Source organism: Kordia sp. E, from assembly GCF_056033805.1.
The window spans coordinates 1,313,735-1,330,555 of sequence record NZ_JBRASR010000003.1 but is presented as its reverse complement, the minus strand read 5'-3'; the positions used below and the strand labels follow the sequence as shown (position 1 = coordinate 1,330,555).

Sequence of the window (16,821 nt, the reverse complement as noted above, 5' to 3'; positions counted from 1 at the left end):
TTAGTAACAGCAATTTTTAAATTTATTCATTTTGAAATATAAAGATAATATTATTAGTGTTGCCAAGCAAACCATTGAAACAGAATGTGATGCAATAAAAAATTTAATCTCTTTAATTGATGATGAGTTTGCAGAAGCAGTCTCATATATTTACAATTCTAACGGAAGAGTTGTTGTAACTGGAATTGGAAAGAGCGCCAATATTGCTACAAAAATCGTTGCAACACTAAATTCTACAGGAACTCCTGCAATTTTTATGCATGCGGCAGATGCAATTCATGGAGATTTAGGAATTGTGCAAGAACATGATACCGTAATCTGTATTTCTAAAAGTGGAAATACGCCAGAAATTAAAGTATTGGTTCCACTTATTAAGAATAGTGACAACAAATTAATAGCAATTACATCTAATAGAGAATCATTTTTAGGAATACAAGCTGATTATGTATTACATGCATATGCAGAAAAAGAAGCATGTCCAAATGGTTTGGCGCCAACAACGAGTACAACTGCACAATTAGTACTTGGTGATGCATTGGCGGTTTGTTTGTTAGAATTACGAGGATTTTCAAGTAAAGATTTTGCAAAATATCATCCTGGTGGCGCTTTAGGTAAAAAATTATATTTACGTGTAAACGATTTATCTTCTGTAAATCAAAAACCAAAAGTACACGCAAATAGTTCTGTAAAAGATGTTATTGTTGAAATTTCTAAAGGAATGCTAGGTGCAACTGCTGTTGTAGATGATACTGATGTGATTATTGGTGTAATTACTGATGGAGATATCCGACGTATGTTATCTAATAATGATTTTATTGGAAATTTAAATGCAACTGATATTATGTCGTCTAATCCGAAACAAATTGCAACAGACGCAATGGCTGTAGAAGCTTTGGAAATAATGGAAGACAACGGAATTTCACAATTAATGGTAGAAGAAGGTGGAAAGTATGCAGGAATCGTACATTTGCATAATCTAGTTAAAGAAGGAATACTATAATGGGGAAAAATAAAAATGAAATGTCATTCTTAGATCATTTAGAAGAACTAAGATGGCACCTTATCAGAAGTTTTGCAGCTATATTTATCATTGCATGTGTTGTATTTATATATATAAAACCTATTTATGACAATTTATTGATTGTACATTTAGATGGAACTTTTGTTACCTATCAATTTTTCTGTGATTCATTTAAATTAATTGGGATAGAAAGCAACTTTTGCTCATTGACATTTGATGATAAATTAGTCAATATTGATGTTACAGGGCAATTCACAATGGCAATTTGGACGGCTTTGATTCTCGGACTAATTTTTGCCTTTCCATATATTATATATGAATTATGGCGATTTATTGCACCAGGATTAAGCCCAAAAGAACGCGGAAAATCAAGGTGGTTTATTTTACTAGCTTCACTCCTATTTTTTATTGGAATATTATTTAGTTACTATGTAATTATGCCAATGTCATCGTATTTTTTCTATAATTTCAAAATTACAGATCAAATTAAAAATACAATTATAGCACAATCGCACATAAGCCTGTTAACAAACACATTATTAGGAGTTTCACTAGTATTTGAATTACCACTTGTTATCTATTTCCTATCAAAATTAGGATTAATTACACCTGCATTCTTACGTAAGTATAGAAAACACGCGTTAGTTGTCGTATTAGTTTTAGCAGCAATTATAACACCTCCAGATGTTGCGAGTCAGGTTGTTGTTGCAATCCCAATATTAATCCTATATGAATTAGGAATTGTCATATCAAAAAGAGTAGAGAAAAATTTAAAAAAGAAATTAAAGAATGGCTAATCAAGTAGAAGAATTTAATGCCTATAGAGCTAAAATGAATGATAAAATTTTAGCAGATAATAATAAAGTAATCAAACGAATTTTCAATTTAGATACAAATGCTTTCTCAGAAGGCGCTTTAGATGTAAAAACCAAAGAATTACTAGGTTTAGTAGCTTCTACAGTATTGCGTTGTGATGATTGTGTAAAATATCATTTAGAATCTTGCTACAAAGAAGGTTTAAGCAAAGAGCAAGTTATGGAAACCTTAAGTATTGCTACGTTAATTGGCGGAACAATTGTAATTCCACATTTGCGCAAAGCATACGAATATTGGGAAGCATTAGAAGAGCAATCTTAGTATAGGTTTTAAACCGCTTTGCTGTTATATATTGACTGTATACATTCAATTCATTACCAAGCGAAGTTAATTTCGTATTAAAAAAAGCGTACGTTATACTGAAATTAGTATTTTTACGCTGCATAATGACCAAAGTATATGATTTTAAAAGCCGATAGTATCATGAAGTCCTACAAAGGACGAAAAGTAGTAAAAGGAATTTCTCTTGAAGTAAATCAAGGTGAAATTGTTGGTTTACTAGGTCCAAATGGAGCTGGAAAAACAACTTCTTTTTATATGATTGTAGGATTGATAAAACCTAATGGAGGAAAAATCTATTTGGATAATATGGAAATTACTAATTTCCCAATGTACAAGCGTGCTCAAAACGGAATTGGATATTTAGCACAAGAAGCTTCTGTATTTCGTAAATTGAGTATTGAAGATAACATTTTGAGTGTATTGCAATTGACCAAGTTGTCTAAAAAAGAACAACTCATGAAAATGGAATCGTTAATTGAAGAATTTGGATTGGGTCATATTCGTAAAAACCGTGGAGATTTACTCTCTGGAGGAGAACGAAGACGTACCGAAATTGCACGCGCATTGGCAACAGATCCAAGTTTTGTATTGTTAGATGAGCCTTTTGCTGGTGTCGATCCGGTTGCGGTAGAAGACATTCAGCGAATCATTGCGCATTTAAAAAATAAAAATATTGGAATCTTAATTACAGATCACAACGTACAGGAAACCTTAGCTATTACTGATAGAACCTATTTAATGTTTGAAGGAAATATTCTAAAAGCAGGAAAACCAAGAGAATTGGCGGAAGATGAAATGGTTAGAAAAGTATACTTAGGTCAGAATTTTGAACTACGCGAAAAGAAGTTAGATTTTTAACTCGATAATCGAGATTTAACTTATCAAAAAAACATATAAGAAAAGAGGCGAAATATTCACCTCTTTTTTTGTTCTATATTGCTTTTTTATAAAGCTTCCCAACGTAGACATACAACCTCTTTAGTATTTATTACTACTGGTGGTGTTCCCGTATATCCATTAATCGCAAGTGTAGTAGAACTGTAGGAAGCTGCTACATCTATAGGTAAAGCCGGTGTAAATTTTATTTCTCCAACATCAAACGTATTAGTGCCTATAGCAGGAGCTACAACAACACTAACTACTTTGGCCCAATGAATAAAATAGTCATCTGTCATAATACCTATAACATCATCTACCAATATTGTCGCAAAATCATTATTCTCTACTAATTTATTCACATAACTACTTGATGAATTTAGTGTATTGACTCTTACGGTATCAGAACCTAGTGGTGACAATGATACTAATTTCATTTCTACACGATTTACAACTTGCCATTCATTAGTTGCTAATGTTGAACTAGAGTTTAAATTGTTTCTCAATCTAGTTCCTAAAGGATAATCTCCCTTTGTAGGCGCTGATGCTCCCGTGAACGTATTCAATATTTGTGAAGCTTTTACATTGACATAATCATTCCCCCAAAGCATTCCCGAAGTATGATTGTATCCTACTTTTACATTATGAGGAACTAAATTTCCTCCGTTTTTTACAACAACCCCATATTGTTGTGTTGGAGAACCTGGAGTATTATATTTTTTTCCTTCACCAGCTAAACTATTTACATACGATCTTTTTACTCCTGAATTTGCGTAAGAATAATTTCCATCTACAAATACACCTATACTACTTCTTTCTACTCGAATACCACCATATGGAGTATTTGGGTAGATTCCATCTCTTCTTAATTCATTATCACTACAAATATTTCCTGTAACATTGATATGTGTAGAGTCAAAAACTGAAATTCCACATGAATTATTCCTATCTGCTGTATTATTATTTACAACTCCAAAATGACAACGTTCTATGGCAAATCCCAAATCGCCTGAATTTTTTGATGTATTTCCATAGCATTTCAATCTCAGAATATCTTTTAAACTAAATAAATCTCCACTTCCTCCATCAAAAAAGCCATAATCAGGTCCAATAGCTATATTATCAGCTATCACAACATTTTGATGATGTATCAAATCTTTTATAATATTACCATTACTATCTTCTTGTGGCGCACAAGTAATATTTATAGCACTAATCCCAATAGGTTTTGAAACTACGTCTAAATACTCTCTAGACCAAATTACATTACCGTCTTGATATCGTTGAAAATCAAAGAAAGTATTTTCTAAATAAGGTTCGTCTGCTCGCTGAATTCTAATATCATTTCCTGATATCCATAATCCGTCAGTATACTCTTCATTTTCATTACTTCCAATCACTCTAATAGGATTATTAGTAAGTGATGGTTCGAAAACATTATCTCTAATATATACATCTTTATTATTTTTACTTAAAGCAATACCAAGATTTCCATTTGAGAAATTGCAATTCTCTATTGTTAAGTTATTAATTTCTCCAGTTTGAATGAAATGAACGCTTGCTGCATCACCTTTAAACTCACAATCAGAAATTGTAACGTTTTCATTTTCATCAGCTTCGTCTACTCTAATCATCGTTTTAGAGTTAGTGAATGTACAACTCTCTACAAGTAATCCATTTACTTTATTCAAATAAATACCAAAATTAGTGGGTGAATCTGCAATGAAATCACAATTAGAAATCATAATATTTTCATTCTTTTCTGCCTGATTATTTCTTGATTCAAACAAAGACACAGTAGGAGATACAGATCCATTAATTATAAGGTTCTTTAACGTAAAATTCTTTAAAGGAAAATATTGAGCAGATCCGCCAGAATAGGTAACTAAAGAAGACATTAATCGGCTCCCCATAAATGCCCCACATCTAATAGTTGTTTTTGAGTTAGATTTTATTTCTGTATTTGAATAAACTATTAATGGGTAACTACTTTGATTTTGATTAGGTTCTGCCTCTATACCGTCTATAAATATTTCTTTTCCAGAAGGAAGAAGTAATGTTCCGCCACCTTGATTATTAATTGCATCCAATAATCCTTGAAGTTCCACTCTATCATTAGTAACTCCATCTGCAACAATTGTAAACGTTGCATAAATAGGAGCTGGACCAAGGTCTACAGAGCCAGTAGAAGTTGCTGTACAATTTGCTGTACAATCTGATATACAATCAGTATTATTATCACAATCAATAGTACAATCAATAGTACAATCAACATCAGTAGTAATGTCACAATTATAGATATTATCAGCTGTATATCCTGTAATTATTTCATATTGATACCCTGTAATGTTATTTGCTGCATCATACAGAGCTTTATATTCGTAAATCATAATTTTATTTTTTTTAATTAATACTAATTTTTTTGTAAAATCGGTAGCTTGCCTAGAATGCGCTACACTTATAAATAGAACGGCCAAAATCTATCTTTTATTTCCACAAACCTACAAAACACGTGCGTTAAAGTATGTTAATTAGCATATTCTTAACTGCAACTACGGAACTGTAAAAAAGCAAATATTTAATATTCTTCTATTAGAATAGCGATCTAATTTTCGGCACACGTTTTGAAGTTATATTGAAATATTAAACCGTTTTAAAACTAAAAATATTATGAAGTTAAAATCTACCGTTTTAGTATTGCTATTATTTTTTATTACAGGAATTATTCATGCTCAAAAAGTAAAAATTAAAAAAGATATTGTTTACTTTGATGAAGTTGCCGTTTTAAAATCAGATATAAGAGAAACTATGTATTCTGTGTATGATTTAAAAGGAAATGAAGTAGTATTCGTTAGACCACCTGTAGGGTTTGAAATATCTGATTTTAAGCACACTAATATTAAGTTCTTAAACGAAAGAATTAATATAGAAACCACAGAAAATAGTTACATAGGATTGGGTAAAAAGCAAAGCCTTATCAATATTATAAAATGGTTGTTGAGAGAAAAAGTACTAACTTCTAAAGGCAAAATCAATTCAGAAAAGCTAGAGGTTTTTCAGTATAAATATCATGAACAAATTTCTAAAAGATATACCATTATCAATTCCACATGTAAACACGATCACGATTGTGATGATGAAAATGGCAATTAGGTTATTTCTTAAACAACGATATTAATACGTATAATAGTATGATGATTGGAATTGCCAAAAAGTGAAGAAATATAAGTAACAGAATACACGAAATGATAAAAATGTATTTCGTCATGTTGTTTTTAAAACTCCAATCTTTAAACTTTAATGCAAATAATGGAATGTTTGCATTTAATAAATAGCTACTAAGTACCGTTAATCCTATTAAAACCCATTTATTTAGAAGAATTGCATTAATTGTTTCACTTCCTTGATACATTAAAATTAATGGCAATGATATAATTAACAAGGTATTTGCAGGTGTTGGTAATCCTATAAAAGAAGATGTTTGGTTATCATCAATGTTGAATTTCGCCAAACGATATGCAGAAGCCAATATAATAACTAAACCAAATAATGGCAAGATATGTACTTCTGTTTGAAACCAATGCAATGCATCAGACCAAGAATGTCCATCGTTAATTTTTTCATCAATTCTCAACGATCTATTAAACAACTGATACATAAAAATTCCAGGCACAACACCACTTGTTACCATATCTGCCAATGAATCTAGTTGTAAACCTAATTCACTTTGGACTTTTAAAACTCTGGCTGCAAAGCCATCAAAAAAATCAAAGAATATTCCTAAAAACACAAAGAATGCAGCTATTTCCAATTGATTTTTCACAGCAAAAATTACGGCCAAACTACCGCAAAATAAATTCAAAAGTGTGATGAAATTTGGAATCTGTTTTTTTATGTTCATGTATATGATTTTTTGTAAAAATAAATAAACTTTACAAACTCCATTAAAAAGATTGTAAAATGTTACAGCAATACGCACAATATCTATGTTTTTTTTGAGTTTATTAGGGTAGAAAATCGCATATTTGTATAAAATTTACACTCTTTGAAAAAGTTATTACTCACGCTCCTACTCACAAGTGCCTATTTCGCTAACAGTCAAACTGTGGTGAAATATTCGAATGAATTCATGAATATTGGTGTTGATGCAGCTGCTTTTGGTATGGGAAATGCCGTTGTTGCAAACGTTAATGATGTAAGTTCTGGATACTGGAATCCTGCAGGATTAATAGGTTTGGAAGATAAACAGATTGCATTGATGCACTCTAGTTATTTTGCAAACATTGCTTTATATGACTACGCAGCATTTGCAATGCCTATTGATGACCGAAGTGCTTGGGGAATTTCTTTAATTCGATTTGGAGTTGATGATATTTTAAACACAACACAATTAATAGACAGTCAAGGAAATATAGATTTTAATAGAATTAGCCTCTTTTCTACGGCTGATTACGGAATTACATTTTCATATGCACGTAAATTGCCTGTACAAGGATTAAATTATGGAATCAACGCGAAAGTAATTCGTAGAATCATTGGTGATTTTGCTTCTTCTTGGGGATTTGGATTTGATTTAGGAATTCAATTTAAACATAAAGATTGGCAATTTGGTGTAATGGCACGAGATATTACAACAACATTCAACACGTGGAGTATTGATGAAGATTTATTCAGTAATGTAAGTGATCAAATTCCTGCACAAGATTTACCTGAAACGACTGAAATTACAATTCCAAAACTACAATTAGGAGTTGCACGATCATTTACTTTTAATTACGATTATAAATTAACTGCAGAAGTTGATTTAAATATGCGTTTTGCAGAAACAAATGACTTAATATCTACTTCTTTTGCAAGTATTACACCAGCTGTCGGATTGCAATTTGCATATACAGACTTAGTATTCTTAAGAGCCGGCGTTGGAAACTTCCAAAATGAAAACAACTTTGGTTCAGAATCATTAACGTTTCAACCTAACTTAGGGATTGGTTTTAAGTACAAAGGAATTCAAGTTGATTATGCGTTGACAGACATTGGAGATCAAAGTGCTGCTGTATATTCAAATGTATTCTCGCTTAAAATCGATTGGAGTTTATTTAGATAATATAAACAATGAAAAAAGTTGTTCTACTTCTACTCTTTCTTTACACTGGAATCCTTTTAGGACAACAAATTAAGCTTTCACCAGAAGCAGAATTCTCAATAGTTACTTGTGGCGCTGGAGAAGAATTGTACTCTTCATTCGGACATAGTGCATTTCGTTTAAAAGATCCTGTATACGGATATGATGTTGTCTATAATTATGGTGTTTTTGACTTTAACACGTCCAATTTCTATTTAAAATTTGTACAAGGAAAATTACCATATCAATTAGGAAGAACGAGTTTTAAAAACTTTATTCGAACCTATAAATATGAAAAACGTTGGGTTAAAGAACAAATATTAGACTTTACACCGGTACAAAACCGTACATTATTAGATTACTTAGAAAACAATTATAAAGAAGAAAATCGTTTCTACAAATATGATTTCTTTTTCAATAATTGTGCAACAAAAAAAAGAGATATCATTGAAGATAGTTTTGGAGATATATTTATATTTAATGAAAATCATGTAACGGAAGAAAAAACGTTTAGAGATTTAATACACGACAACTTAGATTCAAATTCTTGGTCTAGTTTCGGAATTGATATTGCATTAGGTGCTGTAATTGACAAAAATGCATCCCCGAAAGAGTATCAGTTTCTACCTGAATACGTTTTTATAGCATTTGCGACTGCTACAAAACAAAATGGCACACCATTAATAAAAAACACAAAACTTATATTAGAAGCATCTGAAAAGCAGATAAGCAATAGTAAAATCTTCAGTCCATATGTGGTATTTACAATTTTCATGTTGATCATACTAGTTATTACCTTTTTAGACTTTAAAAAGCAACAACGTACACGTTGGCTTGATTTTATCATTATGCTTTTCACTGGACTTGCAGGTATCGTAATTACGTTGCTTTGGTTTGCTACCGATCATACAGCAACAGCGACAAATATGAATGTTTTGTGGTTGCTTCCAATAAATATATTCTTTGCGTATAAATTTTTATCAGCCAAAAAAGAATGCCGAGAACTATGGAGACATAGTGCGTTTCTACTTGTTTTATTAGTCGTGATGGTCTTCTTATGGTTAATTAACTTCGAAATATTCGCATTAGCTGCAATTCCATTATTAATTGCATTAGCTGTTCGATATGCGTATTTAACATCTTACTTTTTAAAATTGAAAGAAGACTAAACCAATTTCTCTATCACTGGCTTCAGTGTTTTAGTAGCTTTCCAAACATGTAGTTTCTCTTTGGCTTCATCACTTATGATTGCATCAGAAAGGTTTCGTTTGAGTTCTAAAAAGAATTCTAAGAGTTTTTTAAGACCACGCATTGGTGTATCATTCATTTCTTGAATAATCGCATCAATAAATTTGAATAAGTGAGTATTATGCGTTTTTGAAACATTAAACATGTTTTGCATAAGAATGTCTGTAAATCGCTTCATTGGTGCGTATTCACCAAACTGTAGTTTTCCTATTGTTTTACCTAAAAGAAGATGGTTCATTGTTGCTTCTGAACTTGTTTTTATCCAAATTTCTGCTGCAATTTCTCGTGCAACTTTATCGCTACACAAAAATCCTGTTGCTAAAAATAAATACGTTGTTTTACTATAATCTGAACGGTACCATATTTCATATAATCCCTTTAAAACATTAATCATATTCTTTTTACCACTTTCATCATAAAATGTCGATTCAACTAAATTAAAATGAATTATTTGTGCTAAATACGGTGCAGGATTATTGGGCGCAAGAAATAAAAATTTGATATCATCTTTAGGGCGAATCGTTGTATGATAACGCTCTTTTCTAAAGTTAATCAACTTATATATACTTTCATCATCAAAGACTTTACTACTTTTCCCGTCTTTTTTACCTTTGAAAATATTCTTAATTTTTGAGAACCAAGACAGCTCTTTAAAAAACTTTGGAATAAAATCATCAAACTCCAATCGTTTCTCTATTACAATTTTATCATCGTATTCTTTATTATTATAATTGTACTCTTTATATACACTATTTACTGGTTTACATGTCCATGTATACGAAGCCGTTTCACGCTTTATGGAAAACGATGTAGTTTCTTCAAAATATGCAATATCAGTAGGATTTTTTCTAGTCAGAATACTTTGTAACCATATTTTTGGTCTGAAAATGGTGCTTTCTTGTAGCGTGACTTGCCCAAAGAAGTAACGTAACATTCCTTTAATTTCTTTGCTTTCAATTTGATCGATCTTAGCTGAAATTTCTGTGGTAATTTCCGTTAAAGGAATTCTTCCTAAAGCAATTTGAAAATCATAATACTCAAAACCTGCGCCTATTTTTTGTATCGTAAGCATTCGATCTAAAAATACTTCTGGAGCAATCCAACATGGTGCATGTGTTGGTGTAGATAGGAATACAAAATCTTCTTTGTTTTTGAAATAAACTTTTGATTGCATAAACAAAAAACGATGCACATTATACGCATAGTCAGGAATGGATTGACTTCCATACGCTGCTTTATATCTTTTTATATTATTTATTTCCTTAAATCGCTTATCGCGATATTTCCAAAAATCAGCTAATTCAGTTGGGTATTTTTTAACTAAAAGCTTACCAAAATCATTTATATAATAAGCAATCATAGTTTCAAAATGTCCTCTTTGACTACTCCAATCATCAGCAACAGAATAATCAAAAGCACGTTTGAACAAAGGTGCTAATCTTGATACATTTTTTTTATTTAGGAGTACATTCAATTTTGGTAAATAGACAAACAACAAGTCTATATGATAATTTTCATTATTATCTAAAACTTGATTCACAAAAAAGAAAATATCATCAAAACCTTCATAAATTGGTAATTTAGTATGAGAAGAAAGCACTTTCACTTCTACAATTTCTTCTTCTTCAATAATATCTGAAGGTTCAACTTGTATATATTCACTAATAATTTCTTTTGAAGCATATAATAAATTGTCAGCATATATAGATATTTCATCACAGAGTTCTTCATCTTTTACATCACCATATTTTTCAATGATTTTTGCAGCACGTACTTGAATTTTTTCATCAGAATTCAATAAAGCTTCAGAAGCTTTTTTACAGATGTCGATATGAAGTGATTTATTGCTTTTTGCAATTTTGTCTAAAATCATTAAAGTAGAATTTACTACAGATTTCACTTCAGAACTCAATAAAATAGAAGCATTTTCAATAAAAATAGTATGCTTAAACTTTTTGTCAATTGCAACAATTTTAAAATATTTCAAAACTGTATTGATTACTTTTGAATGTTGTGAATTCAGAGCTGCATAAAATTCATCTTGAAGCGATAAAACTTCTTCTTTTATTGGATTTAACTTAATTAAAAGATCAAAAAACCAACCACTTAAATTTTTATTAAATCCTTTGGTAGATGTATATATTGTTTGAATTAAGGTTTTAGTACGATCTATTTTTTGTTCTTGCACCAAATTGGTAATTGTATGTATCCAAACATCATCAATTTTTTTATAATTTTCAAAATCTAGAATATAATTATGATGGTTAATTCCTGATTCTTCTTCAAATAAATACCAAATATGAGTTTGTAGCGTTACTTCGTTTATAAGTAAAGTTTCAGGGCGATAAAGCATCCTATTTTTAGACTTTTCCCAATTGTTTTCCACAAGAACGCCTGGTAATTTAGCGATCACAAGTGCTTTTGTAGGTTCTAAATAATTAGTTTCATATAGTAGAATTAACCGTTCATAATCTAATTTCCAAGGACTTTTTTCGTTTACTAAATCACTATACCATTTTGGAATATACCATGGAAGTACGTGTTTCATAAGGTCATCATCAACCAAAAAATTAGAAAAAACTTTCCTAGCATCCGTTTTATTATAAAAAACAAAACAGGCTAAGTCCATTATTTTTTCTTGTGTATCTGTGTGCGTTTGCTCAGTTGAATACGAAATTCCCCATTCTGTTTTCTCTCTAACCTCTTTACGATTAAATACAACAGCTCGCAATTCCTTTATTTCTGCAACAAATGCTTTTTTTTCTTTTGCATTGAGCGAAAGCTTTTTTAAAAAAGGAATAACATCTTGTTCTTTACGAACTATTTCTTTGAGTTCTTCTATCAACATATTAAATTGATTTTACCTTTTTCTTTACGGCTAAAATATGTTTACAAACGCCACGTTCTCCTTGATTTCTACTAAACCAAGTACAGGTACACTTTTGCATATCACCTTTTAACACTACATAATGCTGCACTCCACTACCTTCTACGCTGGCTTCTATTTCATTATCTTTTTTTGAAGTTATCAATACTTTATTTTCTTCTAAAAGTTTCTCAGCTCCTTTTAATCGTGGGTTTAATGCTAGAATTCGTTCTAACTTAAACGGTAATCTGCGGTAAAAGAAACCGTTTTTATCTAAATCATAACCTAATAAACCCATTGCAGATAACTTTGTGGCTAATTTGTCAATTTTTGAAATATCAATACCAGCTTCAAATGAAAGTAGTGTTGGGTTAAATTCCTGATTTGTATATGAATAGTTATCAAAAGCTTTTATTAGTGTATCTGGTAAATCTTCAATCAAAGCTTCTAAAGCAGCGCCTTCACCCGAAAATCCACGCCAAAAATCTCTGGAAACAGAAAAGACAAAATTCAATTCATTGAAACACAAAATAAATGTGACCGATTGCATGTCTTTTTGTGGATATATTTTTAACTCATTGATTAACGGAATTAACGGTTGTAATAGTTTTAATCGATGAATTCCTCCTATGCAAATGGCACTATTCGCTTTTAATGGACTAAACATGTATTTACTTCCTCTTTTAATCAGAAAGTAATCATTTTTGATTTTCCCTGAAGGAATCGTTTTAAATAATTGTAAAGCCTGAATTCTACTAAGTGTTACCGCATAATCAGATTCGGAAAAGTAATACTGAACCGTTGTCAATCCTTTAATCCATTTGGTTGGCAATGGTACTTTTCGTTCTATAAAGCTTTCACCATCTTTATGAAAACCAACTTCTTTTTGTCCAACAGATAAGATTAAATCATCATTTTTTTTAATTTTCCCTAACTCAGAAATCAAAGGCGTATTAAAATCAACATTTGTGGTTCCGTTTTCGATAAATTCACCATCTTGACCATTTTCTAGCACATCTACCCTAGCATACACACCAGCGCAATGTGAAAATCCTTCAAAGCGTATTTGATTGTTTCCAGCTGTTACAATTGGATCTTTTAGTAAGGCTAATTGAAATGGAGACAAATTGAAACTCGATTGTACCGTATTTGATAAGGTTATCAAGCATCTTGACAATTCATACGGATTATTTAGTTTTCCCCAGAAAAAACACGGAGAACTTCCTTTATTAACTTCATTAAACTTAGAAAGCAATAAATTTTCTTGTCCATCGGTATTTTGTAAACTTGAAAGTGTATTGTACTGATAGTTTACGGTATTTGTTGCCATATATATTTTTCTAAAAAATTGATTTATTATGTTCTAAAAATGCTATAAATCATTATTTCTGAGGGAAATTCGGAAAGAATATACATCATCTGTATTCTTTCTTACCGTAAGATAGAAAAATTTAAAGAAATATATTTAATGCTAGCGTAAATCTGCTGCAAAGACAGGATTGAAATGTTGGAATGTTGAATTAATAAAAAATCTAGCGATTTAACTGTCTAATTATCTACCACGGAAAAACAATACCGTACTCAAGGTTTTAACAATAATGTTTAAATCTAAAAAGAAGCTTCGGTGTTTTATATAATATAAATCGTATTGAAGTTTGCGCAAACTATCTTCCATTGACGCTCCATAGTCTGTCATTACTTGTGCCCAACCTGTTACGCCAGGTTTTACAATATGACGTATTTCGTAGAACGTGAGACTCTCTGAAAGCTGTTTTACAAACGCTGGACGTTCTGGTCGTGGACCAATCATGCTCATTTCGCCTTTCAAGACATTGAAAAATTGTGGAACTTCATCCAAACGCGATTTACGCAAAAAACTACCAAACTTAGTAATTCGGTTATCATTTTTCGTTGCCCAGACTGCGCCATCTTTTTCCGCGTTGATCACCATACTGCGTAATTTGTAAATTTTAAACGGAACTCCATTTTTACCAACACGCTCTTGTGTATAAAATAATGGACCTCTATTTCCGATTAAGTTTCCAATGAATACTAGTGGTAAAAAGAGCAAGCTTATTGTCAACCCTAATATCGCAAAAGCCAAATCAAATACACGATGAAAGAATAAATACAACTTGTTTTGATTGCTTCGGCTAAATGGAAAATACTTATAAAAATCCTTTCCAACGTATTGCACAGGTACTCTAAACGTTAATTCTTCATATACTTGAATGTATTCTTTAATCGGCAAACCAGTTTCTAATAAGGAGATTAAACCATCAAACAATGGCTTGTTCAGTTCTTTACGTTCATTACTTGCTATGATTATTTCGGAAACGGCTTTATCTTTAGCTACTTTAAGTAAATCTAAATTTGTTATTTCTTCAAAATCACTTAAATCAATAGAATCATCCGCAGTTGTAGCGCTCGAATTTATATAACCGACAACTTTTGAATAATTTGTATTGTTTTTAATCGCTGTTGCTATAATGCAAACTTCTTCTTTATTTCCTATAATCAGAATGTTTTTATAGAATCTAGGAGATGAAATAAAGAAAATATACGCACATCTCCATAAATAGATAGAAACCGAGATTGCTAAAAAGAAATAGAGAATTTGTAAACGATTTTCAGGTAATTCTGGTGTAAAAAACGGTGTTAGTAAGTAGCATAAAACCGTAATAGAAACAGTTAACACTAAACTCTGAAAAGTACTGTCGTATTTACTAGATTTCTGCAAATTATACATTTCTAGTACTGTAGAGAATAGCATATAATAAGCTATTAAAACTACTGACCAAAACCAACGCTCATGTGTTAGCTTAAAGTAGTCAAAATCAAAAGTGCTAGACACAACATAGAGTCCAGACAATAAAGCTAAAACATCAAAAAACCTAAGCAGTAGCTTACGTTCCGAAATTTCGAAATGTATGTTAGATTGTGAGGCCATAATGAATACTAAATATAAGAGATAAAACTTTTAGTCTTTCCTTTCACAACTGTTTTCTTCACATTTTGATAAATGTTGTAGGTAATATCATCGTTGAAGTAGTTGTAAATCTCTTGTTTTAGTAATTGTTCGTGTTTTTCGGTTAGTGTTTCTTTGAGGTTAAATATAAGAATTCCTTTTTCTTTTTGGATAATTTGATACGTAAGTTTTATGTTATGTTTTTTACCTAAATTTTTAAAGATATAATAAAAATACAAACTTGGATAAATTTCTTGATTTCCATAAACATTCTCTCCTATTCTACCCGTAACTTCTTCTAAAACATAATGTGCTTTTCCACACGTACATACCTTATTTTTAGGCGCTAACTGAATATAATCACCCAATTGATATCGTATGATTGGAAATGCTTTCATTTGTAAATTAGTCACCACAATTTGATGGTCAATTTCTTCAACAATAACACCTTCCATATTCAAATGCATCTGTCCATGTTCACATTCAAAAGCAATAATTCCAGTTTCTGCTGCGCCATATTCGCTAATAATCGGCACGCCAAACGCTTTTTTTATCTCTTCTTTGTAACTATCGTAAATTTTCTCCGAAGTTCCTTTGAGCATTTTTAACTGCTTCGGCTTTGGAAGGTTTTTATCATTAATCAACTTTGCAGATTGATAAATCATAGACGAATACCCATGAATATATTTCGCTTTCTGTAATTTCTTTACAAATTGATTAAACGCTTTTTCTTTATAATCAAACACTCTAAAACGATTCTGTAAAGCATCTAAAACACCCACTTTAAATCGTTTAAATCCTGAAAAATCAAATCCCCAAAAATAACCGTTTCGTTCCCAAGCTTGTACATTGTGCCAAGAATATCCTCTAAAAATAGAAGCCCTATTAAATGAATCAGCCTCTTCTTCTCTTTTATACACTAGCGGATCGCCAGACGAACCTGAAGTTGTTGCTGTAAATACTTTTTTGAACGAATGTTTCGTATGAATTGCTTCGTTGTGTTCAATCACGTCAGACTTTGATAATAATGGTAATTGTTTAATGTCTTCTAATGACGAAAAAGATGCAACATCAATATTTTTAAATTGTTCTTTGTAGTATTCAGAATTTGCTTTCGCGAATGTAATCAACTCTATAAGTTGCTCTAACTGATAGGTTTCTAATAGTTCAACTGACCATTTCTCAGATGTTTTCAAAAAGGCAAACCACTTCCGTATAGAAGGATTTCGCAGCCGTTCACCTAAGTTATAAAGTAATTTATGAAGCATCATTATGGTTAGTTGAAAGTGAAAGTAATTAAATTTTATGAGTTATGAAATGTCTATGACGATAGATTTTTATTGAAGGAATAAAATTATTTTTTTTAATTGAACTTAGCTATATAAATTCATTTAAAATTTTCAATATAGACCTCTTTTATCAATTTAATGTTTTCGTTTTCTTTGCTTTCCCAAAGAAAAGAAACAAAAGAAAGGGAGTTTTTCCAGAGGTATTTTTAGTTATTCTATCGAAAACTAAAACCGTAATTATTTTCCTAAATTTTCTCCAAGGATTCAAAAATT

General features: G+C 30.9%; 13 protein-coding genes. 7 read left to right on the top strand and 6 right to left on the bottom strand.

The window, feature by feature from the left end; genetic code table 11:
* Window positions 1-31 precede the first annotated feature (31 nt).
* The 4 genes from ACUUYC_RS18725 to lptB all read left to right on the top strand — a co-directional run bounded on the left by ACUUYC_RS18725 (window position 32) and on the right by lptB (window position 3,037).
* Complete coding sequence (locus tag ACUUYC_RS18725; protein WP_474268241.1) at window positions 32-1,000, top strand: KpsF/GutQ family sugar-phosphate isomerase; 969 nt, start codon at window positions 32-34, stop codon at window positions 998-1,000.
* Window positions 1,000-1,818, top strand: a complete 819-nt coding sequence (gene tatC / locus ACUUYC_RS18720; protein WP_474268239.1) for a twin-arginine translocase subunit TatC — start codon at window positions 1,000-1,002, stop codon at window positions 1,816-1,818. Before ACUUYC_RS18725 ends, tatC begins: the two co-directional genes overlap by 1 nt.
* Window positions 1,811-2,158 (top strand): carboxymuconolactone decarboxylase family protein, encoded by a 348-nt coding sequence (locus ACUUYC_RS18715; RefSeq protein WP_474268237.1) that lies wholly within the window; start codon window positions 1,811-1,813, stop codon window positions 2,156-2,158. The genes tatC and ACUUYC_RS18715 overlap by 8 nt, the downstream gene beginning before the upstream one ends.
* A gap of 138 nt (window positions 2,159-2,296) precedes the next feature.
* Entirely contained in the window at window positions 2,297-3,037 is a 741-nt protein-coding gene (gene lptB, locus ACUUYC_RS18710) for an LPS export ABC transporter ATP-binding protein (protein WP_474268235.1), read from the top strand.
* 86 nt (window positions 3,038-3,123) lie between these two features.
* Here the strand turns inward: lptB and ACUUYC_RS18705 are convergent, their stop codons facing one another.
* Window positions 3,124-5,445, bottom strand: a complete 2,322-nt coding sequence (locus tag ACUUYC_RS18705; RefSeq protein WP_474268233.1) for a right-handed parallel beta-helix repeat-containing protein — start codon at window positions 5,443-5,445, stop codon at window positions 3,124-3,126.
* Between the two features lie 280 nt (window positions 5,446-5,725).
* On the opposite strand from ACUUYC_RS18705, the gene ACUUYC_RS18700 reads away from it, so the two are divergent.
* Window positions 5,726-6,208, top strand: a complete 483-nt coding sequence (locus tag ACUUYC_RS18700) for a hypothetical protein (RefSeq protein WP_474268231.1) — start codon at window positions 5,726-5,728, stop codon at window positions 6,206-6,208.
* A 1-nt stretch (window position 6,209) separates the two neighbouring features.
* Here ACUUYC_RS18700 and ACUUYC_RS18695 read toward each other — a convergent pair whose 3' ends face one another.
* Window positions 6,210-6,956, bottom strand: coding sequence for a CDP-alcohol phosphatidyltransferase family protein (locus tag ACUUYC_RS18695; protein WP_474268229.1), 747 nt, complete (start codon window positions 6,954-6,956; stop codon window positions 6,210-6,212).
* A gap of 144 nt (window positions 6,957-7,100) precedes the next feature.
* Here ACUUYC_RS18695 and ACUUYC_RS18690 point away from each other — a divergent pair, with 144 nt between their 5' ends.
* A complete protein-coding gene (locus tag ACUUYC_RS18690) occupies window positions 7,101-8,159 on the top strand; it encodes a putative type IX sorting system protein PorV2 (RefSeq protein WP_474268226.1) in 1,059 nt (352 codons plus the stop codon).
* An 8-nt stretch (window positions 8,160-8,167) separates the two neighbouring features.
* Complete coding sequence (locus ACUUYC_RS18685; RefSeq protein WP_474268225.1) at window positions 8,168-9,346, top strand: lipoprotein N-acyltransferase Lnb domain-containing protein; 1,179 nt, start codon at window positions 8,168-8,170, stop codon at window positions 9,344-9,346.
* On the opposite strand, the gene ACUUYC_RS18680 is transcribed toward ACUUYC_RS18685, so the two are convergent.
* The 4 genes from ACUUYC_RS18680 to ACUUYC_RS18665 form a co-directional block, all read right to left on the bottom strand.
* Window positions 9,343-12,273, bottom strand: a complete 2,931-nt coding sequence (locus ACUUYC_RS18680; protein ID WP_474268223.1) for a DUF6493 family protein — start codon at window positions 12,271-12,273, stop codon at window positions 9,343-9,345. The genes ACUUYC_RS18685 and ACUUYC_RS18680 overlap by 4 nt on opposite strands.
* A 1-nt stretch (window position 12,274) precedes the next feature.
* Complete coding sequence (locus tag ACUUYC_RS18675) at window positions 12,275-13,621, bottom strand: SWIM zinc finger family protein (protein ID WP_474268221.1); 1,347 nt, start codon at window positions 13,619-13,621, stop codon at window positions 12,275-12,277.
* A 222-nt stretch (window positions 13,622-13,843) separates the two neighbouring features.
* On the bottom strand, window positions 13,844-15,241 hold the full coding sequence (locus ACUUYC_RS18670; protein ID WP_474268219.1) for a sugar transferase: 1,398 nt from the start codon (window positions 15,239-15,241) through the stop codon (window positions 13,844-13,846).
* Between the two features lie 8 nt (window positions 15,242-15,249).
* Entirely contained in the window at window positions 15,250-16,530 is a 1,281-nt protein-coding gene (locus ACUUYC_RS18665; RefSeq protein WP_474268217.1) for a phenylacetate--CoA ligase family protein, read from the bottom strand.
* Between the last annotated feature and the right edge of the window lie 291 nt (window positions 16,531-16,821).